The organism is Microbacterium sp. Bi128, from assembly GCF_918698205.1.
In genome coordinates this window covers 1-19,997 of sequence record NZ_CAKKMM010000035.1, presented here as the reverse complement: position 1 = coordinate 19,997, position 19,997 = coordinate 1, and the positions used below count along the sequence as shown (strand labels likewise).

Sequence of the window (19,997 nt, the reverse complement as noted above, 5' to 3'; positions counted from 1 at the left end):
GTGTGCTGATCCCGCTCGAGTGCGAGTTCTTCGCCCTGCGCGGTGTCGCGCTGCTCATCGAGACGATCGACAAGGTGCGCGACCGCCTCAACCCCGCGATCGAGCTGGACGGCGTCCTCGCCACGATGTACGACCCGCGCACGCTGCACTCGCGCGAGGTCCTCGAGCGCGTCGTCGAGGCGTTCGGCGACGACGTCCTCGAGACCGTCATCGGGCGCACGGTGAAGTTCCCGGATGCCTCGGTCTCGGGCATGCCCATCACCGAGTTCGCGCCCGAGCACGCCGCCGCGCAGGCCTACATGCGGTTGGCGCGGGAACTGGTCGCCCGTGGCGCTGTCGCCTGACGGCGGCACCGCTGCCAGCCCGCTCGAGAGCGGGGATGCCGAGGCCGCGGGCTTCCGCGTCTCGCTGCCCGTCTTCGACGGTCCCTTCGATCTGCTGCTGAACCTCATCTCGGCGCACGAGCTCGACATCACCGAGGTCGCGCTCAGCCGCGTCACGGACGAGTTCATCGCCTACCTGCGCGCCCTGGGCCCGGACGGCGATCTCGACGAGGCATCCGAGTTCCTCGTCGTCGCCGCGACCCTGCTCGACATGAAGATCGCCGGACTCCTGCCGCAGGGCGAGCTCGTGGATGCCGAATCGGTGGCGCTCCTCGAAGCGCGCGACCTGCTGTTCGCGCGCCTGCTGCAATACCGGGCGTTCAAAGAGGTGTCGGCCTGGTTCGCGCGCTGTCTGCAGCGCGAGGACCGGCGTCACACGCGGAACGTCCGCCTGGACGAGAAGTACCGCAGCGCCGTCCCGGAACTGGTGTGGACCCTCAGCGCCGCGGACTTCGCGGCGCTCGCCGTGGTCGGCCTCGCACCGAAGCAGCCGCCGACCGTGGGCCTCGACCACCTGCACGCGCCGCTGATCAGCATTCGCGAGCAGGCCGCGATCGTGGTCACGCTGCTGCGCGGCGCCGGCACGCTGAACTTCCGTGACCTGGTCGCCGGGGTGACCCAGACCGGGGTCGTCGTGGCGCGGTTCCTCGCGATCCTCGAGCTGTACCGCCATGCCGCGCTGTCGTTCGAGCAGCTCGAGCCGCTGGGGGAGTTGACCCTGCGCTGGACCGCCGAGAGGTGGTCGGAAGAGAACCTCGCCGCCCTGGGAGCCGATTATGACCGATGACCCGACCGCCTTGGGCGGCGCCGTCTCCGCCACTGAGGCGGCGGCCGCGCCGCGCCCCAACGACGCGGCATCCGTGGCACGTCGTCTCGAGGCGATCCTGCTGATCCTCGACGAGCCGCAGAGTCTCGTGTCGCTCGCCGCCGCCGTCGGCGCGCCCGTGCCGGCCGTGCGCCAGGCGATCGAGGGTCTCGTCGCCGACTACGACGGCGAGACCGGCGGTCCTCGCCGCGGCTTCGAGCTGCGCGAGGTCGGTGGCGGATGGCGGCTCTACGTCCGCGAGGAGTACGACGACGTCGTGGGCGAGTTCGTGAACACGCAAGCGCCCTCGCGCCTGTCGCAGGCGGCGCTGGAGACCCTGGCCGTCATCGCGTACAAGCAGCCCGTGACGCGGGGGCAGGTGGCATCCATTCGGGCCGTGAACGTGGATTCGGTGGTGCGGACGCTGCTGGCTCGGGGCCTGATCACCGAGGTGTTCACCGACCCCGATACGGGCGCGATCCACTACGGCACGACGGATCAGCTGCTGATCAACCTGGGCATCAACTCGCTCGACGAGTTGCCCCACATTTCGCCGTTGCTCGACGACGGCGCGGACGGATTCGACGGAGAGGTGCTCAGATGAGCGAGATGGATGCCGAGGGCGTACGGCTGCAGAAGGTGCTCGCCAATGCGGGAGTGGCCTCGCGTCGGGTATCGGAGCAGATGATCGTCGAGGGACGCGTGCGGGTGAACGGTGTCGTGGTGACCGAGCTCGGCTCGCGCATCGACCCCGAGAACGACCTGGTCGACGTCGACGGAGTGGCCGTGCAGTTGGACGCGTCCAAGCGCTACGTCATCCTCAACAAGCCGACGGGCGTCGTCAGCTCGATGAGCGACGATCGCGGGCGTCCCGACCTGCGCCGCTTCACCGGGGAGTGGGAAGAGCGCCTGTTCAACGTCGGACGCCTGGATGCCGACACGAGCGGGCTCCTCGTGCTCACCAACGACGGCGACCTCGCGCACGTGCTCGCCCACCCCTCGTTCGGCGTCACCAAGGTGTACATCGCGAAGGTCGAGGGGCTCGTGACTCCGCAGACGATCTCGCGGCTGACCAAGGGCATCGAACTCGAGGACGGGCCGATCGCGGCCGACAAGGCCCGCCTGCTGGATGCCTCGCAGGGGGCGAGTCTGGTGGAGCTGACGCTGCACTCCGGGCGTAACCGGATCGTCCGGCGCATGATGGCCGAGGTGGGCCACCCTGTCGTCGAACTGGTGCGGCGGCAGTTCGGCCCGCTCCACCTGGGAACTCTCCCGGTGGGGAAGGCGCGGGAGTTGACTACAGTAGAACGTGGCGCACTGCTCACGCTGTCTCGTCGAGACGGCGACACTCCGGCCGCTCCGGCCGAGTGACCGTCGGGCGCCGCGCGGTGCGAGTGTCACCGCCAGGGCAGCAGGAGACCCGATGATCGAAGCGAACGGAACGCCCGCGCGCGCGGACGCGCCCTTGGCGACCCGCACGAGCGGCACCGTCCGCGTGGTCGGATCGGGTCTGCTGGGCGCGAGCATCGGTCACGCGCTGACCGCGCGCGGTGTCGACGTCGTGCTCGCCGACACCTCCCCGTCGCAGTTGCGTCTGGCGATCGACTACGGCGCCGGCCGCGCCGAGCGGGCGGACGACCGTCCCTCGCTCATCGTCGTCGCCGTGCCCCCGGACGTCGTCGCCGACGTCGTGCAGCGGGAACTCGCGGCCTTCCCCGGCGCGGTCGTCACCGATGTCGCGAGCGTCAAGCTGGACCCGCTGCGCACCTTGCGCTCGCGCGGGGTCGACCTCACGCACTACATCGGCTCGCACCCGATGGCCGGCCGTGAGCGCGGGGGAGCGATCTCGGCCCGCGCCGACATCTTCGTCGGACGCCCGTGGGTCGTCTGCCGCGACGGCGAGACCTCCGCGCGCGACCTGTCGCTCGTCGAGGGCCTCGCCCTCGACCTCGGTGCGACGCTGATCGAGATGACCCCCGAGGAGCACGACGAGTCCGTCGCGCTCATGTCGCACGTGCCGCAGCTGGTCGCGAGCCTCCTCGCCGGTCGCTTCGTCACGGCTCCCGACGGCTCGCTCCGGCTCGCGGGACAGGGCGTGCGCGACACCACGCGCATCGCGGCATCCGCTCCCGAGCTGTGGGTGCAGATCCTCGGCGCGAACTCGGCGCCCGTGGTCGAGGTCCTCGACCAGCTCGCCGCCGACCTCACCGACGTCGCCGAGGCGCTCCGCGAACCCGACGCCCCCGGTGCCCGTCGCACCGTGGCCGACACGATCCGCCGCGGCAACGAGGGCGTCGAACGTCTGCCTGGCAAGCACGGCCAGAATCGCCGCTTCGACTCCTTCGTCGTCATGGTCGACGACACCGCCGGTCAGCTCGGGCGCCTCTTCGGCGAACTGGGCGACCTCGACGTCAACGTCGAAGACCTGCGTCTCGAGCACTCGCCGGGGGCTCCCTTCGGTCTGGCCGAGATCAGCGTCGTCCCCGACGCCGTCCGCCGAGCCGTCGACGGGCTCCAGCAGCGGGGATGGCGGATTGCGAGCACCACCCATGACTGAGCCCCTCACCAAGCCGTCGGTCGACGCGCCCGTGACCGTCGTGGCCATCGACGGACCCGCCGGCAGCGGCAAGTCCAGCGTGTCCAAGGCTGCCGCCGAGCGCCTCCGTTTCGGCTTCCTCGACACCGGCGCCGCGTACCGCGCCCTCGCGTGGCACGCGCTCGCGCACGGGGCCGACACCTCCGACGCCACCGCGGTGCTGGAGGTCTTCGGCGACTTCGACTACGCCATCTCGCTCGACCCGGCCGATCGCTGGGTCCGCGTCGGCGGCACCGATGTCACCGCCGCGATCCGCGAGCCCCGGGTGACGGATGCCGTGAGCGGCGTGGCCCGCGTCCCCGCCGTGCGGCAAGCGGTCAACGACCTGTTCCGTCGGCTCGTGGCATCCTCGGGTCTGCGAGGTGTCGTGGTCGAGGGCCGCGACATCACCACGGTCGTGTACCCCGATGCGCCGGTGCGCATCCTGCTGACCGCCGCCCCCGAGGTGCGTGCCGCCCGGCGCAGCGCCGAACTCACCGACCACGATGCCGCCAAGGTGGCCGCTGCGCTGCACCAGCGCGACGCTGCCGATTCCACGGTCGTCGACTTCCTCACCGCCGCCCCCGGCGTGCAGGTGGTCGATTCGACCCACCTCGATTTCGAACAGACCGTCGACGCCGTCCTGAACGTCGTCGACTCCACGATGGGAGCCCGCGATGGGCGTTGAAGACGAGTACGAAGGCGGGCCCGACCAGCTCGCCGAGAAGATGGCCGAGCTCGACGAGGTCCTGGCCGAACAGCGCGCGCAAGCGCTCCGCGCCGGCCTCGAGGACTTCGACCTCGACGAAGAAGATGCGCAGCTCCTCGCGGGGCTCGCGTCGGGCGAGGACGGCATCGAGTTCCTGCCGGCGCTGCCGGTGGTCGCGATCGTCGGCCGCCCGAACGTGGGGAAGTCGGCGCTGGTGAACCGCATCCTCGGGCGTCGCGAGGCCGTCGTCGAGGACACCCCCGGTGTCACCCGCGACCGCGTGACCTACAAGGCCGAGTGGCTCGACCGCCGCTTCTCGCTCGTCGACACCGGCGGCTGGGAGCCCGACGCGCGCGGCATCGACCGCTCGGTCGCCGCGCAGGCCGAGGTCGCGATCGACCTCGCCGACATCGTGCTGTTCGTGGTGGATGCCACGGTCGGCGCGACCGCGACCGACGAGCACGTCGTGCGGTTGCTGCGCAAGACCAAGAAGCCGGTGTTCCTCGTCGCGAACAAGGTCGACGACGCCCGCCAGGAGCCCGAGGCCGCCGCGCTGTGGAACCTCGGACTGGGCGAGCCGCACCCGGTCTCGGCCATCCACGGCCGCGGCGTGGCCGACCTGCTCGACGAGCTCATGAAGGTGCTGCCGCAGATCTCGGCGGTGGCGAAGTACGAGATCGGCGGCCCGCGCCGCGTCGCGATCCTCGGTCGCCCCAACGTCGGCAAGTCGTCGCTGCTGAACAAGGCGGCCGGCGAGGAGCGCGTCGTCGTCAACGAGCTCGCGGGCACCACCCGTGACCCCGTCGACGAGGTCGTCGAACTCGGCGGCAAGCTCTGGACGCTCGTGGACACCGCCGGCATCCGTCGTCGCGTGCACCTGCAGCAGGGCGCCGACTTCTACGCGTCACTGCGCACCTCGACCGCCCTGGAGAAGTCCGAGGTCGCCGTCGTCGTGCTCGACGTGTCGCAGTCGATCAGCGTGCAGGACCTCAACATCATCGATCTCGTGCTCGAGTCGGGGCGCGCGCTCGTGCTGGCGTTCAACAAGTGGGATCGTCTGAACGATGACGACATGGAGAACGCCGACCGTCGTCGCTACCTCGAGCGCGAGATCGAGCAGGACCTCGCGCACGTGACGTGGGCGCCGCGCGTGAACATCTCGGCCCGCACCGGTCGTCACCTCGACAAGCTCGTCCCGGCGCTCGAGACGGCCCTGGAGTCGTGGGACCAGCGCATCCCGACCGGCAAGTTCAACGCGTTCCTCGCCGAGCTCGTCGCCGAGCACCCGCACCCCCTGCGCGGCGGCAAGCAGCCCCGCATCCTGTTCGGCACGCAGGCGTCGACGCGCCCGCCGACATTCGTGCTGTTCACGACCGGGTTCCTCGACCCGGGCTACCGCCGGTTCATCCAGCGGCGGCTGCGCGAGATCTACGGCTTCGAGGGCACGCCGATCGTGCTGAACATGCGTATCCGCGAGAAGCGCCAGCGCTGAGTGCTGTGCGAACGCCCCGGTTTCGGCCGGGGCGTTGTCGTTTGAGGCGGGGCCCGGGGCTCGGCAGGTCGGCGGCCCGGCGGTCAGCGCCTCGAGACTTCATCCGGCTGACATCTTGCGCGCGGCGTGCAGTGGAGATGTCAGCCAGTTGCACTCTCGAGAGTCGCGGCTCGGCGTGTCACTGTTCCTGAAAGACACCTGAGAGTCGATAGAGTCCACTCCGGCGGACCATTCCGGGCCGCCGGAGTGGCATCCCTTCGATGCCGTCACGGGGGATCACCATGACCAATCCGCAGGCCGTTCCGGCGCTGAATCTGCCTTACTACGGAGCGCCGATCGGTGCCGCCGTGCAGCGCTTCTTCAAGAAGTACGCCACCTTCACCGGCCGCGCCAGCCGCAGCGAGTACTGGTGGTGGGCACTGGTGATGTTCCTCGTGGGCATAGTGCTCGTCGTCCTGGCCCTCGCCACCGGCGGGCCGACCGTTGATGAGATGGGCCGCACGGTGGGTCCTTCCGGTCTCGGACTGGTGTTCTACGTGATCTACGGTCTGTGGTCGCTGGCGACGATCGTCCCGCACCTCGCCCTCACCGTTCGTCGCCTCCACGACACCAACCGCAGCGGCTTCTGGATTTTCATCGCCTTCGTCCCGTTCGTCGGCGGGATCATCCTGTTCGTCTTCATGCTTCTGGAGCAGAACCCGCAGGGTGCCCGCTTCGACGCCTGACACCTTCCTCGACGCGCCCCGACCCGCCCCGGTTCGGGGGGGCGTTCGTGTTCCCGGTTGCGCTCGCGCGGTTTCCGGTGGCGTTCCGGATGCCGAAACTTCATCTGGCTGACAACTCCGTTGCAGCCTGCAGTGGGCTTGTCAGCTGGATGCAGTCTCGTGTCTGAAGAGCGGCATGTGACGCCGAGCGCGCCGGGTGTCGTGCGCCTGTGCCAGGCTGGGGGAGATGACGATCCAGCCTCCTGCCCCGGGCGAACCGCGGCGTCCGCACGGGCCCCGCGATCCCGGTGACGCGTGGGTCGTCGCGCCCACGGGCGAGAAGTATTGGGGCCGATTCGGCGCCGCGGGTCTGCTGGCGCTCGACGCGCAGCGCGGCGTGCTGCTGCAGCACCGGGTCTCGTGGAGCCACTTCGGCGACACCTGGGCCCTGCCCGGCGGCGCCCGGCACGAGGGCGAATCCGCCCGCGACGGGGCCCTGCGCGAATCAGCGGAAGAGGCGGGTGTCCCGGTGGATGCCGTGCAGCCCCGCTTCGAGAGCGTGCTCGACCTCGGCATCTGGAGCTATTCGACGCTCGTCGCCGATGTGACGACCCCGTTCGAGCCGGTGATCAGCGACCCCGAGAGCGTGGCGCTGGAGTGGGTGCCGATCGACGACGTGGCATCCCGTCCGTTGCATCCGGGATTCGCCTCGGCGTGGCCGGCGCTGCGCGACGCGCTGTCGGCGCGCCCCGCCGTGATCGTCGACATCGCGAACGTGATGGGCTCGACGCCCGACGGATGGTGGAAAGACCGCGCCGGCGCGGCCGAACGCCTGGTCGGACAGCTCTCGCGGCTGGCCGTCGACGGAATGGATGCCGAGCACCTCGGCCTCGCGGCCACGCGCTGGTTCCCGTTCGTCGCGGCGGTGCTCGAGGGCGAGGCGCGTTCCGCGGACGTGGATGCCGAGCAGGTCGCCGTTTACCGCGCCCCGGGATCGGGCGATGACGAGATCGTCGAGGTCGCTCGCGCGCTCGTGGGTTCGCGAAACCCGGTGATCGTCGTGACGAGCGACCGCGGGCTCGCGGCGCGGGTCGAGGAGCTCGGGGCGTCGGTGCGCGGCGTGCGGTGGCTGCGGGATCAGCTGGGCTGAGGCCTGGGTTCGACGCTGCGGTGGCGGTGGCGCCGCTGGCCGGCGTGGAGCGCTGGCTCAGTGATGTGCAGAACCTCAGTTGCGGTGTCGAGGAGTGGGCTGAGCTTGTGCGCATCGCTGAGGATGTGCGCGGCGGGCCCGGGCGGTGGCGGTGGCTGGCGTGGGGCACTGGCTCAGTGATGTGCGCAACCTCAGTTGCGGCGGCGGCGTGTGCGCTGAGTTTGCGCGTATCGCGGACGATGTGCGCGGCGGGCCCGGACCGGCCGGGGAGCGTCGTCAGCCGAGGTCGCGGCCGCGGAGCTTCTCGATGTCGCGGCGGTCGCGCTTGGTGGGGCGTCCCGCGCCGCGGTCGCGGACGGGCACGAACGCCATGCTCTCGCGCGGGGGCGGCGGGGGAGTCCGGTCGTCGACCGACTCGGCGACAAGGGCGGCGCCGACGCGCTTCGCGATCGTCTTCTTCACCACGAGGATGCGGTCGAAGCCCTGGATGCGTACGCGCAACTCGTCGCCCGGGCGCACCGGCTGAGCCGCCTTCGCCCGCTCGCCGTTGACCCGCACGTGCCCCGCACGGCACGCCGTCGTCGCGGCCGACCGGGTCTTGTAGACGCGCACCGCCCACAGCCACGCGTCGACGCGCGCGGTGGTCGTGGCATCCGTCATCGAGGCTCCTTCGGGGGAACCTCCATCGTAGGTCGGGGGATCAGTCGCGAAGCGTGAGGGACACGAGGGCGCGGTCGGGCTTCGGGCGAGCGACGACGGTGAAGCCCGCGTCTTCGAAGACGGACACCGTGCCGCGGTAGAGGTCGTTCACCGGGATCTTCGCGGCGGCGGGATCGCGCGGATACCCCTCGACCACGCGAGCGCCGCCGTTGCGGGCGGCCGTGACAGCGGCTTCCAGAAGGTCGCGCATGAGACCGCTACCCCGATGCTGTTTGCGGACGACGAAGCACGTGACTGCCCAGACGCTGTCGTCGTCGAGAGGTTCCGCGGTGGAACCGGTGACGGCGCGCGTGCGCGCAAGTCGGGCTTGGGCGGTGCGCGGGCCGACGCGCACCCAGCCGGCGGGCTCGCCGTTGACGTAGGCGATGAGGCCGGGCGGGCGGTCGCCGGCGAGCTCGGCGCGGAACATCTCGGTGCGGTCGGCGACGGATGCCTCTTGCCACGGCCCGTTCGGCAGCAGCCACCACTGGCACTGGCATTCGGGCCCGTCGCCGCTGTCAAGCGCGAGCTCGGCGTCATCGAAGCGGTCATCGGTCGCGGGGAGGATCTCGATGCTCATGCCGCGACCGTAGCGAGGGGGTCGGACACGGACAAGGGATGCCGCAGCGGTTGCGGGGCGGTCGCGCCATGGTGCGCGACCGGACGCGTCGCGGCGCACGAGCCGCGAGCGAACCCCTCGGACGGCGGGGCACACGCCCGGGGTCCCGGTGGTTCGCGGGACGCCCGCGGAGCGGGTAAGATAATCGAGTTGCCCGCTCGCGGGCGACGGGATGTGGCGCAGCTTGGTAGCGCACTTGACTGGGGGTCAAGGGGTCGCAGGTTCAAATCCTGTCATCCCGACAAGAATGACGAAGGGTCCGCCTGATGGCGGGCCCTTCGTCGTTGCCGCGAAAGGACGGTCGGCAAGCCTTGCGCTCACGTCTGGGTACTCGGCACGGATGCTGGTCCGCCACGTCGCGACCGCCTCTCCTTGGCGAGTGCCTTCGTCGCTCCTTCGCGTCGGGAGAGGAGAGCATCCTGCCGCTCGCGGAAGCGAACAGGAGTCCCGTCGGCGGGCCCACACCTCGATTCCGCATCTCCGACGGAACCCCGTGTCGGTGCGTCCTCCGGCGCGTGATCGACCGACCATGGCCCCCGAGGGCCAACCCGCGGCGACAGGGGCAGGCGTAGCGTGAGTCACGGGAGGCATCACCGACACGACCGAACGCCTCCGCACCCTCGCCGAAAGGAACACCCGTGACCACCGTCGCCGAGAACATCGTCGCCCTTCTTCGCCGTCAGAACGTCGCTCGCGTTTACGGTCTCCCCGGAGATTCGCTGAACGGCTTCACGGATGCCATCCGCCGAGACGGCGTGATCCAGTGGGCGCACGTGCGGCACGAGGAGGGGGCGGCTTTCGCCGCGGCGGCCGAGGCGGAGCTGACGGGCGAGCTGGCGGTCTGCGCGGGCAGCTGCGGCCCGGGCAACCTCCACCTCATCAACGGTCTCTACGACGCCAATCGCTCGCGTGTGCCGGTGCTGGCCATCGCGGCGCACATCCCGACGGGCGAGATCGGCACGAACTACTTCCAGGAGACGCATCCACAGGAGCTCTTCCGCGAGTGCTCGGTCTACGTCGAATACGTCGCCGATCCGGTGCAGATGCCGCGACTGCTGGAGATCGCGATGCGCGAGGCGATCGAGAAGCGGGGCGTCGCCGTGCTGGTCATCCCGGGTGATGTGCTCCTGGCGAAGGCGAAGAACGAGCGCGTCGTCGCGATCGAGCGCGCGACCCCTCGCATCCTTCCCTCCGATGACGAGCTGCGACGCACGGCCGACGTCCTCAACGCCGCCGAGAAGGTCACGATCCTCGCGGGGGCGGGCGTGGCCGGCGCGCACGACGAGGTCGTCGAGCTGGCGGCGCGCCTCCAGGCGCCCATCGTGCACGCGCTGCGCGGCAAGGAGCACATCGAGTGGGAGAACCCCTACGACGTGGGGATGACGGGACTGCTCGGTTTCTCGTCGGGCTACCGCGCCATGGAAGACGCCGACGTGGTGCTTATGCTCGGCACCGACTTCCCGTACCCGCAGTTCTATCCGCAGCACGCCACCCACATCCAGGTCGACATCCGGGGCGCGCAGCTCGGACGACGGCATCCGGTCGACATCGGTCTGGTCGGCACGGTCCGTGACACGGTTCAGGCCCTGCTGCCGCTGCTGACGGAGGGGAAGCGGACGCGGCACGCCGACGAGGCGCGCGAGCACTACCGCAAGACGCGCGCGAAGCTCGACGATTTCGCGGTTCCCGCGGGGCGCGGCAAGCCGCTCCACCCGCAGTTCGTGGCGCGGACGCTCGACCGGCTCGCCGCCGACGATGCCGTCTTCATCCCCGACGTCGGGTCGCCGGTCGTCTGGGCCGCGCGCTATCTCACGATGACCCGGGAGCGCCGACTGATCGGGTCGTTCTCGCACGGCACGATGGCCAATGCCGTCTCGCACGCGATCGGCGCGCAGGAGGCGTTCCCCGACCGGCAGGTCGTCGCGCTGGCCGGCGACGGAGGGCTGGCGATGCTGCTCGGCGAGCTCATCACGATCGTGCAGAACAAGCTGCCGGTGAAGGTCGTGGTGTTCGACAATTCGTCGCTGAACTTCGTCGAGCTCGAGATGAAAGCCGCGGGCTTCGTCACCTTCGGCACCGACCTGAAGAACCCCGACTTCGCCGCCGTCGCCGAGGCGATCGGGCTGAAGGGCTTCCGGGTCGACGAGTCCGACGACCTCGAGGCGGCCCTGGGGGCGGCCCTGGCCCACGACGGACCCGCTCTCGTCTCGGTGAAGACCGCGCGCCAGGAACTGTCGATGCCCCCGTCGGTGACGCTCGAGCAGGCCAAGGGATTCACGCTGTACGCGATCCGGACGGTGCTCTCGGGGAGAGGTGACGAACTCATCGATCTCGCCGCGACGAACTTCCGGCAGCTGTTCTGAACGCCGGGAAGCGGTCGCTCCGCATCGAAGGGGCACGTGTGCACGGCATCCCTTCTCTGTACCGCGAGCTCAACCGCGTGTTCATGCCCGATGAGGAGTGGACGCTCGGCGAGAGTCTGGATGCGCTCGACGACGTGCTGTACGGCGGGTTCGGGGTGCTCGAGGGTGCCGAACCCGTCCGGGTGGTGTGGGCCGATCACGCCCAGTCACGTGCAGCACTCGGCGTCGAGACGACCCGCGAGTACTACCGCGCCAAGCTCGCCCGCCCCGATGTGTACGCGCCGGCGCCGGCGCAGCGCGCGATCGACGCGCTCGACGCCGGCGTCGGCGAGACGTACTTCGATCTGGTGCGACGGGTGTTCGCCGACCACGAGAACATCGAGCTGGTGCTGGACTGAGGAGCGAAAGCGCTGCGCCGCGGTTCGACGCATTGGCGGGTCCTACCCCGAGGAGACGTTCCCCGGCGGCGTCTGATCGTCATCGGGGGAGTGGCCGAGCCGTCCGCGGATGATCGCGGTGATCTCGGCGAGCGCGTCGAGCTGCGCCGGGCTGAGCGCGTCGACGACGAGGCGGCGAGCGGTTTCGATGTGACCGGGGGTGGCGTGGATGAGGGCTCGGCGGCCTTCGCCGGTGAGTCGGACGTTGGTCGCGCGCCGGTCTTCCGCGCAGGGGAAGCGGTCGACGAGGCCGCGCTTCTCCAACCGTGAGCAGACGTGCGAGAGACGGGGCAGGGTGGATGCCGTCGCCTCGGCGAGCGCGGTCATCCGAAGGGTGCTCTCGGGGGCGAACCGCAGCGCGGTCAGCACGGCGAACTCGAAGTGCGTCATTCGCGAGTCGCGTTGCAATTGCGCGTCGAGTGCGGCCGGGAGGAGCTGGCTCACCGTGACCAATCCGACCCACGCGGCCGACTCTTGCGTGTTCATGCGGGGTGCCTGGAATACCACCCGACCATCCTAGGTTGGTTGTAGCGACAACTAATGGTTCGGTTGTCGCGTCGCACGAGACAGAAGGAGCTCATCGTGGATCACGTACCGGGAAGGGACGCGGCAGCGCCCGCATGGACGGCACCCGCCGTACCCACCGCGGGGTCCGCGCCGGACGGCACTCGCATGGACACCGTCGAGCTGCTCGTGAGCGACCTCGATGCCATGACCGAGTTCTACCGACGCGCGGTGACTCTCGACGTCCTCGACCAGGCCGGCCCCACCGCGACGCTCGGGCGGGGAGGCGTCGCGTCGATCGTGCTCCGCCAGGACAAGGATCTCCCCGGTCGCGACAGCCGCGGTGCCGGGCTTTACCACACCGCGATCGTGTTCCAGGATCAGGCTCGGCTCGCCGCCGCGCTGGCATCCATGGCCCAGCACGCCGGGCGGCTGTACGAGGGATCCGCCGACCATCTCGTCAGTGAGGCGTTCTACTTCCGCGACCCCGAGGGCAACGGCCTCGAGCTTTACCGCGACCGGCCCCGCGACCAGTGGACGATCCACCCCGACGGCACGGTGCAGATGGCGTCGGAGGCCCTCGACCCGAACCAGTTCCTCCAGCGCTGGTACGACCCCGAGATCGTGGAGAACGACACGGATGCCACGGCCGCCATCGGGCACGTCCACCTCCAGGTCGGTGATATCCCCACCGCTCGCCGCTTCTACCAGGGCATCCTCGGATTCGACGTGACCGCGGACCTGGGCTCGGCCCTGTTCCTCTCCGCGGGCGGATACCACCACCACCTCGGAATGAACACCTGGCACAGCGCCGGTGCGGGGCCGCGCGCCGCGACCCTCGGGCTCGGCGACGTGCGCATCCTCGTGCCCATGCGCGACGACGTGGAGGCGTTCGGGGAGCGTCTGCGCGGCAACGGCATCGCCGCGGCGGACGACGGTCGCGTCCTGCGGTTCTCCGACCCGTGGGGGACACGGCTGGCGATCACGCCCGAGCGAGGCTGAGGCGCGGAAGCGAGTATCGCACCCGCCCCGTGGATCGATCGGGCGACAGGTCGTCCTTTCCCGATTGCGGCCCGTCGAAGAAAAACGACTGGCAGGCTCCAGCGTGCGCGACAGTGGTCGTGAGGACGATCAGCGCTCGTTCTCGCGCGACACGAGCGACCAGATGGCCCCCGGCAGGTCAGCCTCGCGCTGAAGAATGACGTACTCAGTCTGAGGGTGGCGTGAAATCCATCGACGCGCGTCCTCGAGCGACATCGTCTCCTCGGTGACCTCGTCCCCGTTTTTCTCCGACCAGTAGTTCGCGAACTGAACGCGGTACTCCATCACAGTGTCACGTTATCCGAGGGGGCGGAGGCCGGTCCGTATCCGGGCATAGTGTGCGGGTTCCCAGGCGGAACCACACGCCGTGGCGGCACATGAAGCGCTGTCGCCCAAGTCCGCACTCTCACGCGAGTAACGGGGAAACCATGGAGCCATCGCGAGGAGCGCTTCACCGTTCCCGGCCTCCGAACGCCTCAGCCCTCAGCCAGCGGTCGCGACAGACTCCGGCGCCGAAGGCCCCTGCTCCCGCACGACCGTGGCATCCATCGGCTTCTCGTCGATCTGCACGCGTCGGAGGGGGAGTGCCTCCGGGTGAGCGGTGCGCACCCACTCGGCGAGCTTCTCGCGCACGAGGCACCGCAGATCCCACAGTCGGCCGGAGTCGTCGGCGCTGACGAGGATGCGCACCTGCAGCATGCCACCGACGGCATCCGTCACCTGCACGCCCTGCGCGGCGCGATCCCACAGCTCCGTTTCGGTGAGGATCCGTTCGAGCTCGAGACGCATCTGGTCGACGGGGACGCGCCAGTCCAGGTCGAAGTAGACGGTGCCGAGGAGCGCTCGGCCGAGCTTGGTCCAGTTCTCGAACGGGTTGGTGGTGAAGTACGTGCACGGCAGCACGAGGGTTCGCTGATCCCAGAGTTCCAGCACGACGTAGCTGAGTGTGATCTCTTGGATGCGGCCGTACTCGCCTTCGACCACGACGACGTCGCCGACGCGGATCGCCTCGCTGAAGGCGAGTTGCACGCCCGCGAACAGGTTGCTCAGCACCGACTGTGCGGCCAGGCCTGCGACGATCGACGCGATGCCGGCGGAGGCGAGCACACTCGCGCCGACGGCGCGCACGGCATCGAAGGTCATGAGAATGCCGCCGGCCGCGACGACGACGATCACCACGATCACCAGGCGGCGCACGATCTGCAGCTGGGTGCGGATCTTCCGCGCTGAGAAGGTGTCGCTCTCGACGAGCCGGTAGCGCTGGCTCCCGCTGTCGACGAAGAAGAGGAACAGGTGACCGAGAAGCCAGGCCCCCGCGATGATGACCAGGATGCCGAAGAGATGCTCCAGGCCGCCGCGCAGACCTGCGCTCACGGGGAGAGCGGAGATCGAAACCGTGAGGGCGAGGAGCAGCAGGGTGATCCGGAACGGCCAGCTCACTCGTTCGCGGAGTTGGCCTGCCCACCTCTTCCGGCGGCCGATGAGTGTGAGCGCCACGCCCACGACGATCATGATCGCGATCACGACCCCCACGGCCACGCCGGCCACGATCGCGAATCCGCCCCAGCTCTGCCAGTTCTGCTCGATCTCTTCGGTCACGCGCATCCTCCCGGGTCGATCTGTCCACGGTAGAGGCGGGCCCCGGGGTGGGGGCAAACGGATACGCCGGATATCGCGGCGCGCGAACGCACACGCCGCGAAGACCCCGCCGGTCGGACAAGGCCCCACGGCGCACGACCCCGGTCGAGCCCGACCGGGGTCGTGGCGGCGGTAATCAGACCTTCTCGACCGGTGCCTGCAGCTCCGTGACCCAGTCCGGACCGGGTTCGTGGCCGTCGGCGTGCAGGTAGACCTCGCGGCACGCTCCGACGACGCGGTAGCCGTCGGCGGTGAGATGCTCCATGAGCGTCGTCCACGATTGCCCCATGCCGCTCATGTCGCCCCGGTGCAGCAGGGTGGCGGCGGTCTCCATCGCGGGCAGCTCGACGACGTCGTACCCGGCGCCCTCGACCGGGTCGGCCTCGGCGGTGTACGACACGTGCACCGAGAAGCGGTCGTCGGACTCGGCGTCGTACCAGAAGATCCCCGGCTCGATCAGCGGTCGCCCCGCGGCTTTCAGTGCGGTGTCCAGCCCGTAGATGAGCGGTCCGATCACGGGACCGACGTTCTCGGGGCCGAGTCCCGGCGCGTCCACGCGCGCGGCGTAGACGGTGACGGGGGCGACGGGCTTGTAGGTGATGTCCGGCATGGTGGTTCCCTCCAGGATGTGGAGTCGCCGCTCGATGCGTGCGATGCGCGCTCGGTCTGTCGCGACCGACCGCTCGAGCTCGGCGCGGTGCGCGACCAAGACCGCGCGCAAAGCGGCATCCGGCTCTGGAGCGCGAGTGATCTCGGCGATGCGCTCGAGCCCGACACCGAGGTCGCGCAGCTCGACGATCCGCAGCAGCTGCGGCAGCTGGTCGGTCGCGTAGCGGCGGTACCCGGTGCGGTCGTCGACGGCCGCGGGCACGAGCAGGCCGATCGCGTCGTAATGACGCAGCATCCGCACGCTCACGCGCCCGAGGGCGGCGAATTCTCCAATGGTGTACATGACGGAAACCACGTTCGACCCTGACACAGTGTGAGAGTCAAACGCGAGAGCCAACCGCCCCCACTTCACCCCGTCGCGGGTGCGCGACCGCGTCGCGAGGGAGAGCGGATGCCGCTACTCCGGGGTGCCGCGGACCGGATCGGCTGCGGCGGTCTTCTGCCAGGGCCAGCGGCCGGTGATCTCGAGTTCCAGCGACCAGCTGAGGAACGTCCGGATGAGGACGATCGCCGCCAGCACCCCGACGCTCGCGAGCGTCGGGGTGACGGCGACGGTGCGGATGATGTCCGCGGCGACCAGCAGCTCCAGGCCGAGGAGGATGGAGCGCCCCAGGAACCGACGGAAGCGACTGTAGACATCGGGTTCGCGTCGGAAGGTCCGTTGCGCGGCGAGCACGACGGCGGCGACGACCCCGATCACGATCGCGGCGACGCCCACGGCATCCAGGGACTTGCCGATGCCTTCGATGATCTCCGAGAACTCCATAAGGCAGTTCTAGCCGGGGTCAGTCACGGTGGCGAGCGTCAGCGAGGCGATCCCCGCGCGGACTTCCCCCGCGTCCACATCGTCGTCGGCGATCCACCGCCGGCCGGGGGTACGCGACGGTCGTCACCGGGCGGACACCTCGCGCGCCGCGGCCACGGCGTTCGCGGCGCGGAGGACGGCATCGAGGGTGGCGGTGAGGGCGGAGCGGTTGCGTCCGGCGGCCCACGCGGGGCCGTCCGGGGCGCGGTATTCGAGGATGGTGAGGGCCTCGGCATCCGCCCCGGAGCGCATCGAGTTCTGGTGGAGCGAGAGGATCTCGACGGGGATGCCGTGGCTCCCGAGGGCCTGAACGAGGGCGTCGATCGGGCCGGCGTCGTCGTGCGTGGAGCGGTGCTCGACGTCGTCGACGCGGACGGTGACGTCGGTTGTGGCCTCGACCTCGTCGATATTCAGCGCGATCAGGCGCACGGGACCGTCGGCGTCCTCGGGCAGGTACGCGGAGGTGAAGATGCTCCAGATGTCGTCGGCAGCGACCTCGTCGCCGGTCGTATCCGTGTGCCGTTGCACGTGACGCGAGAAATCGATCTGGAGGCGCCGGGGCAGCTCGAGGCCGAACGCGGTCTCGAGCAGGTAGGCGATGCCGCCCTTGCCGGACTGCGAGTTCACGCGGATGACGGCGTCGTAGCTGCGGCCGATGTCGGCGGGATCGATGGGCAGGTAGGGGACCCGCCAGGCGATCTCGCTCTCGTCGCGCCCCTCGGCTGCGGCGCGGGCGCGGTGCTCAGCGAAGCCCTTCTTGATGGCGTCCTGATGCGTGCCGCTGAACGCCGTGTGCACGAGGTCGCCGACGTAGGGGTGACGGGGGTGCACGTCGATGCGGTTGCAGTACTCGACGGTGCGGCGGATCTCGTCGATGTCGGAGAAGTCGATCATCGGGTCGACGCCCTGGGCGTGCAGGTTCAGGGCGAGGGTGGCGATGTCGACGTTGCCCGTGCGCTCGCCGTTGCCGAAGAGGCAGCCCTCGACGCGCTGGGCGCCGGCGAGGACGGCGAGCTCGGCGCAGGCGATGCCCGTGCCGCGGTCGTTGTGGGGGTGCACGGACAGGATGACACCGTCGCGACGGGCGAGGTGGGTGTGCATGTACTCGATCTGGTCGGCGTACACGTTCGGCGTGGCGATCTCGACGGTGGCGGGGAGGTTCAGGATGACGGGACGTTCGGGCCTGGCATCCCAGAGCTCCGTCATCGCGTCGCAGATCTCGAGGACGTAGTCGGGCTCGGTGAGGGTGAACACCTCGGGGCTGAACTCGAACCGCACGTTCGGCAGGTGCCCGGCGAGCTCCCACACGTCTCTGCCCCCGGCGAGGATCAGCTCGCGCAGCTCGTCACGGTTCTTGCCGAGCACGGTGTCGCGCCAGGTCGGGGCGGTCGCGGTGTACAGGTGGATGACGACGTCGTTGCGGATGCCGCGGATCGACTCCACCGTGCGTTCGATCAGGTCTCGACGCGCGGGCGTGAACACGACGATCGTGACGTCGTCGGGTGCGATGTCGGTGTCGGCGATGAGTCGGACGAAGTCGTAGTCGGTCTGGGATGCCGAGGGGTAACCGACCTCGATCTCGGTGTACCCCATCCGCACCATCAACTCGAAGAAGCGGCGTTTGCGGGCGGGGTCCATGGGCTCCGCGAGGGCCTGGTTGCCGTCGCGGAGATCGACGGGAACCCACAGCGGGGCCTGCGTGAGCCGGCGGGTCGGCCAGATCCGCTCGGTGCCCAGGGGCACTTCGACGCGGGAGTAGACGTCCGCGTACCGGTGCGAGGGCATTCCGGAGGGGCGCTGCCGGTTCCAGGCGGGGGTGGTCGTGGTCATGTCGGTGGTTCCTCTTCGGGTCTTCGAGATGGAGACCGGCGCAGCGTTCGGCTCCACGACAGGGAGCCGGTCCGGCTACGCCCCGCCGTGGCGGCGAAGAAGAAGGGAGGTGACGGTGAGCACGGGTAGACTGTAACACAAGTCCTCAGACAAGTAGAGGAGATGGCGATGACTCAGCTCAAACGTGTGCCGCTGGCCGATCAAGCGGCCGACGTGCTCCTTGCGCGGATCCGATCGGGGGAGTGGGCGCTCGGCGCGCGGCTGCCCGGTGAGACGACCCTGGCGCCGCAGCTCGGCGTCGGTCGGTCCACGGTGCGCGAGGCGATCCGCCAGCTCGCCGGCCGTGGCATCCTCGACTCCCGCCAGGGATCGGGTGTGTACGTGACGGCACTGGACGCCCCCGAGGACTGGGAGCAGGTGTTGCGTCGCGCCGACATCGTCACGGTCATCGAGGCGCGCACGGCGATCGAGGTCGAAGCCGCGGCCCTCGCCGCGACACGTCGCACACCGTCGGATCTCCGCGCGATCCGGCGTGCGCTGGAGGCGCGCACCGTGGCCGGGCAGAGCGTGGAAGAGCACGTGGATGCCGACATGGCGTTTCACCGCACGATCGTCGTCGCCGCGCACAACGAGGTGCTCACCGAACTGTTCGACGGGTTCGTGCCACGCGTGCGGCGCGCGATGGTCGACATGCTCCGTATCCGCCCCGTGGCCGATGCGCACGCCGATCAGGACGCGCACGCGGCGGTCGTGGAAGCGATCGGCGACCGGATGCCGGATGCCGCTGCCCGAGCGACCCGCGCTCACCTCGACGCCCTCAAGTCGGGCTTCGCGTGAGCGGGAAGTCCTCGTAGTCGGGACGGTGATCGTCGACCGTCAGCATCACCGTGAGGGTCGCGAACTCGACGGTGCCCTCAGAGCCAGACGGTGGCGAGCCAGGTCGTCACCCCGGCGGCGGCGAGGAGCGCCACGTTCAGCCCGAGCACCCGGGCTTCGCCGCGGCTCACGTGCAGGACGATGCCGCCGATCTGAACCAGGACGAGTCCGATCGCGGCCGCGAGTGCGAGCCACGGCGCGATGCCGGTCAGCGGCGGCAGGACCAGCCCGATCGCCCCCAGGACCTCGAGGACGCCGATCAGCCGTACCCGGGCGAGCGGCATGTCGTCGACCCACGCCATCATCGGGCGGAGTGCGTCTCGCGATCGGACGATCTTGACCCCACCCGAGTAGACGTAGAACAGGGCCAGCAGCCCGGCGACGATCCAATAGGCGACGATCATCTGGAATTCCCTCCGGCAGCACGGGTACGGCGACGGGGAATCCGTGGCATCCCCGCGTCCATGGTGACGAGTTGTCAGCATGCTCATCGTGGGTCAGAATCGCAGGGCCTACAAAAGGCACACGCGTGTAACCCGGCCGGTGGAGGCGACATGTCGCGCTACGAAGCGCTCTGCGTGATCCGCGGTGACCAGGGCAGGGCGATCCGTTCTCTGCTGGACCGGATCGCGGACAAGTGGGCCCTGCTGATCATGGCGACGCTCCACGACGGGCGGCTGCGATTCACGGATCTGCAG

Annotated in this window: 22 protein-coding genes and 1 tRNA gene; 14 read left to right on the top strand and 9 right to left on the bottom strand. The window is 69.8% G+C overall.

From position 1 onward, the window contains the following. From LQV45_RS05030 to LQV45_RS04990, 9 genes are all read left to right on the top strand, one after another. On the top strand, positions 1–344 hold a 344-nt coding region (locus LQV45_RS05030; RefSeq protein ID WP_230006036.1), incomplete at its 5' end, for a ParA family protein. Beyond that, on the top strand, positions 328–1,170 hold the full coding sequence (locus LQV45_RS05025; RefSeq protein WP_374208145.1) for a ScpA family protein: 843 nt from the start codon (positions 328–330) through the stop codon (positions 1,168–1,170). The genes LQV45_RS05030 and LQV45_RS05025, both read left to right, overlap by 17 nt. Then, positions 1,160–1,792 carry an SMC-Scp complex subunit ScpB gene (gene scpB / locus LQV45_RS05020; RefSeq protein ID WP_230006035.1) on the top strand — a complete coding sequence of 211 codons (633 nt, stop codon included), beginning with the start codon at positions 1,160–1,162 and terminating at the stop codon, positions 1,790–1,792. Before LQV45_RS05025 ends, scpB begins: the two co-directional genes overlap by 11 nt. Next, the gene (locus LQV45_RS05015) at positions 1,789–2,559 is read left to right on the top strand and encodes a pseudouridine synthase (protein WP_374208144.1); all 771 of its coding nucleotides are present in this window, start codon (positions 1,789–1,791) and stop codon (positions 2,557–2,559) included. Before scpB ends, LQV45_RS05015 begins: the two co-directional genes overlap by 4 nt. Positions 2,560–2,611: 52 nt before the next feature. Next, the gene (locus LQV45_RS05010) at positions 2,612–3,745 is read left to right on the top strand and encodes a prephenate dehydrogenase (RefSeq protein WP_230006034.1); all 1,134 of its coding nucleotides are present in this window, start codon (positions 2,612–2,614) and stop codon (positions 3,743–3,745) included. Beyond that, complete coding sequence (cmk, locus tag LQV45_RS05005) at positions 3,738–4,451, top strand: (d)CMP kinase (protein ID WP_230006033.1); 714 nt, start codon at positions 3,738–3,740, stop codon at positions 4,449–4,451. The genes LQV45_RS05010 and cmk overlap by 8 nt, the downstream gene beginning before the upstream one ends. Continuing rightward, positions 4,441–5,964, top strand: a complete 1,524-nt coding sequence (der, locus tag LQV45_RS05000; protein ID WP_230006032.1) for a ribosome biogenesis GTPase Der — start codon at positions 4,441–4,443, stop codon at positions 5,962–5,964. The genes cmk and der overlap by 11 nt, the downstream gene beginning before the upstream one ends. Positions 5,965–6,245: 281 nt before the next feature. Continuing rightward, entirely contained in the window at positions 6,246–6,689 is a 444-nt protein-coding gene (locus LQV45_RS04995) for a DUF805 domain-containing protein (RefSeq protein WP_230006031.1), read from the top strand. Positions 6,690–6,915: 226 nt separating this feature from the next. Continuing rightward, complete coding sequence (locus tag LQV45_RS04990) at positions 6,916–7,818, top strand: NUDIX hydrolase (RefSeq protein ID WP_230006030.1); 903 nt, start codon at positions 6,916–6,918, stop codon at positions 7,816–7,818. Positions 7,819–8,094: 276 nt separating this feature from the next. Here the strand turns inward: LQV45_RS04990 and LQV45_RS04985 are convergent, their stop codons facing one another. Next, entirely contained in the window at positions 8,095–8,478 is a 384-nt protein-coding gene (locus LQV45_RS04985; protein ID WP_230006029.1) for an RNA-binding S4 domain-containing protein, read from the bottom strand. Positions 8,479–8,518: 40 nt separating this feature from the next. Further along, complete coding sequence (locus tag LQV45_RS04980; protein ID WP_230006028.1) at positions 8,519–9,097, bottom strand: GNAT family N-acetyltransferase; 579 nt, start codon at positions 9,095–9,097, stop codon at positions 8,519–8,521. Positions 9,098–9,304: 207 nt separating this feature from the next. On the opposite strand from LQV45_RS04980, the gene LQV45_RS04975 reads away from it, so the two are divergent. From LQV45_RS04975 to LQV45_RS04965, 3 genes are all read left to right on the top strand, one after another. Next, positions 9,305–9,378: transfer RNA gene (locus LQV45_RS04975), tRNA-Pro, on the top strand. Positions 9,379–9,774: 396 nt separating this feature from the next. Then, a complete protein-coding gene (gene poxB, locus LQV45_RS04970) occupies positions 9,775–11,499 on the top strand; it encodes a ubiquinone-dependent pyruvate dehydrogenase (protein ID WP_230006027.1) in 1,725 nt (574 codons plus the stop codon). A gap of 38 nt (positions 11,500–11,537) precedes the next feature. Continuing rightward, on the top strand, positions 11,538–11,897 hold the full coding sequence (locus LQV45_RS04965; RefSeq protein ID WP_230006026.1) for a ribonuclease inhibitor: 360 nt from the start codon (positions 11,538–11,540) through the stop codon (positions 11,895–11,897). Between the two features lie 42 nt (positions 11,898–11,939). Here the strand turns inward: LQV45_RS04965 and LQV45_RS04960 are convergent, their stop codons facing one another. Continuing rightward, the gene (locus tag LQV45_RS04960) at positions 11,940–12,422 is read right to left on the bottom strand and encodes a MarR family winged helix-turn-helix transcriptional regulator (protein ID WP_230006025.1); all 483 of its coding nucleotides are present in this window, start codon (positions 12,420–12,422) and stop codon (positions 11,940–11,942) included. Positions 12,423–12,518: 96 nt separating this feature from the next. On the opposite strand from LQV45_RS04960, the gene LQV45_RS04955 reads away from it, so the two are divergent. Further along, positions 12,519–13,442 carry a VOC family protein gene (locus LQV45_RS04955; protein ID WP_230006024.1) on the top strand — a complete coding sequence of 308 codons (924 nt, stop codon included), beginning with the start codon at positions 12,519–12,521 and terminating at the stop codon, positions 13,440–13,442. Between the two features lie 129 nt (positions 13,443–13,571). Here LQV45_RS04955 and LQV45_RS04950 read toward each other — a convergent pair whose 3' ends face one another. The 5 genes from LQV45_RS04950 to LQV45_RS04930 form a co-directional block, all read right to left on the bottom strand. Then, a complete protein-coding gene (locus LQV45_RS04950) occupies positions 13,572–13,769 on the bottom strand; it encodes a hypothetical protein (protein ID WP_230006023.1) in 198 nt (65 codons plus the stop codon). Positions 13,770–13,964: 195 nt separating this feature from the next. Further along, positions 13,965–15,080, bottom strand: coding sequence for a mechanosensitive ion channel family protein (locus LQV45_RS04945; protein ID WP_230006022.1), 1,116 nt, complete (start codon positions 15,078–15,080; stop codon positions 13,965–13,967). Positions 15,081–15,255: 175 nt separating this feature from the next. Continuing rightward, complete coding sequence (locus LQV45_RS04940) at positions 15,256–16,071, bottom strand: MerR family transcriptional regulator (RefSeq protein WP_230006021.1); 816 nt, start codon at positions 16,069–16,071, stop codon at positions 15,256–15,258. A 114-nt stretch (positions 16,072–16,185) separates the two neighbouring features. Continuing rightward, entirely contained in the window at positions 16,186–16,554 is a 369-nt protein-coding gene (locus LQV45_RS04935) for a DUF1622 domain-containing protein (protein ID WP_230006020.1), read from the bottom strand. Positions 16,555–16,677: 123 nt separating this feature from the next. Further along, positions 16,678–18,423 carry a 2-isopropylmalate synthase gene (locus LQV45_RS04930; protein ID WP_230006019.1) on the bottom strand — a complete coding sequence of 582 codons (1,746 nt, stop codon included), beginning with the start codon at positions 18,421–18,423 and terminating at the stop codon, positions 16,678–16,680. A 168-nt stretch (positions 18,424–18,591) separates the two neighbouring features. Here LQV45_RS04930 and LQV45_RS04925 point away from each other — a divergent pair, with 168 nt between their 5' ends. Continuing rightward, positions 18,592–19,260 (top strand): FadR/GntR family transcriptional regulator, encoded by a 669-nt coding sequence (locus LQV45_RS04925; protein ID WP_230006018.1) that lies wholly within the window; start codon positions 18,592–18,594, stop codon positions 19,258–19,260. A gap of 77 nt (positions 19,261–19,337) precedes the next feature. On the opposite strand, the gene LQV45_RS04920 is transcribed toward LQV45_RS04925, so the two are convergent. Beyond that, on the bottom strand, positions 19,338–19,703 hold the full coding sequence (locus tag LQV45_RS04920) for a DoxX family protein (protein WP_230006017.1): 366 nt from the start codon (positions 19,701–19,703) through the stop codon (positions 19,338–19,340). Positions 19,704–19,997 lie beyond the last annotated feature (294 nt).

What these genes read in the sequence shown, in the direction of transcription:
- scpB (WP_230006035.1), top strand. Translation starts at nt 1,160, where the DNA reads ATGACCGATGACCCGACCGCCTTGGGCGGCGCCGTCTCCGCCACTGAG.
- LQV45_RS04935 (WP_230006020.1), bottom strand. Translation starts at nt 16,554, where the DNA reads ATGGAGTTCTCGGAGATCATCGAAGGCATCGGCAAGTCCCTGGATGCC.
- LQV45_RS04995 (WP_230006031.1), top strand. Translation starts at nt 6,246, where the DNA reads ATGACCAATCCGCAGGCCGTTCCGGCGCTGAATCTGCCTTACTACGGA.
- LQV45_RS04930 (WP_230006019.1), bottom strand. Translation starts at nt 18,423, where the DNA reads ATGACCACGACCACCCCCGCCTGGAACCGGCAGCGCCCCTCCGGAATG.
- LQV45_RS05010 (WP_230006034.1), top strand. Translation starts at nt 2,612, where the DNA reads ATGATCGAAGCGAACGGAACGCCCGCGCGCGCGGACGCGCCCTTGGCG.
- cmk (WP_230006033.1), top strand. Translation starts at nt 3,738, where the DNA reads ATGACTGAGCCCCTCACCAAGCCGTCGGTCGACGCGCCCGTGACCGTC.
- LQV45_RS04940 (WP_230006021.1), bottom strand. Translation starts at nt 16,071, where the DNA reads ATGTACACCATTGGAGAATTCGCCGCCCTCGGGCGCGTGAGCGTGCGG.
- LQV45_RS04980 (WP_230006028.1), bottom strand. Translation starts at nt 9,097, where the DNA reads ATGAGCATCGAGATCCTCCCCGCGACCGATGACCGCTTCGATGACGCC.
- LQV45_RS04990 (WP_230006030.1), top strand. Translation starts at nt 6,916, where the DNA reads ATGACGATCCAGCCTCCTGCCCCGGGCGAACCGCGGCGTCCGCACGGG.
- LQV45_RS04925 (WP_230006018.1), top strand. Translation starts at nt 18,592, where the DNA reads ATGACTCAGCTCAAACGTGTGCCGCTGGCCGATCAAGCGGCCGACGTG.
- LQV45_RS04960 (WP_230006025.1), bottom strand. Translation starts at nt 12,422, where the DNA reads ATGAACACGCAAGAGTCGGCCGCGTGGGTCGGATTGGTCACGGTGAGC.
- LQV45_RS04985 (WP_230006029.1), bottom strand. Translation starts at nt 8,478, where the DNA reads ATGACGGATGCCACGACCACCGCGCGCGTCGACGCGTGGCTGTGGGCG.
- der (WP_230006032.1), top strand. Translation starts at nt 4,441, where the DNA reads ATGGGCGTTGAAGACGAGTACGAAGGCGGGCCCGACCAGCTCGCCGAG.
- LQV45_RS04920 (WP_230006017.1), bottom strand. Translation starts at nt 19,703, where the DNA reads ATGATCGTCGCCTATTGGATCGTCGCCGGGCTGCTGGCCCTGTTCTAC.
- LQV45_RS05015 (WP_374208144.1), top strand. Translation starts at nt 1,789, where the DNA reads ATGAGCGAGATGGATGCCGAGGGCGTACGGCTGCAGAAGGTGCTCGCC.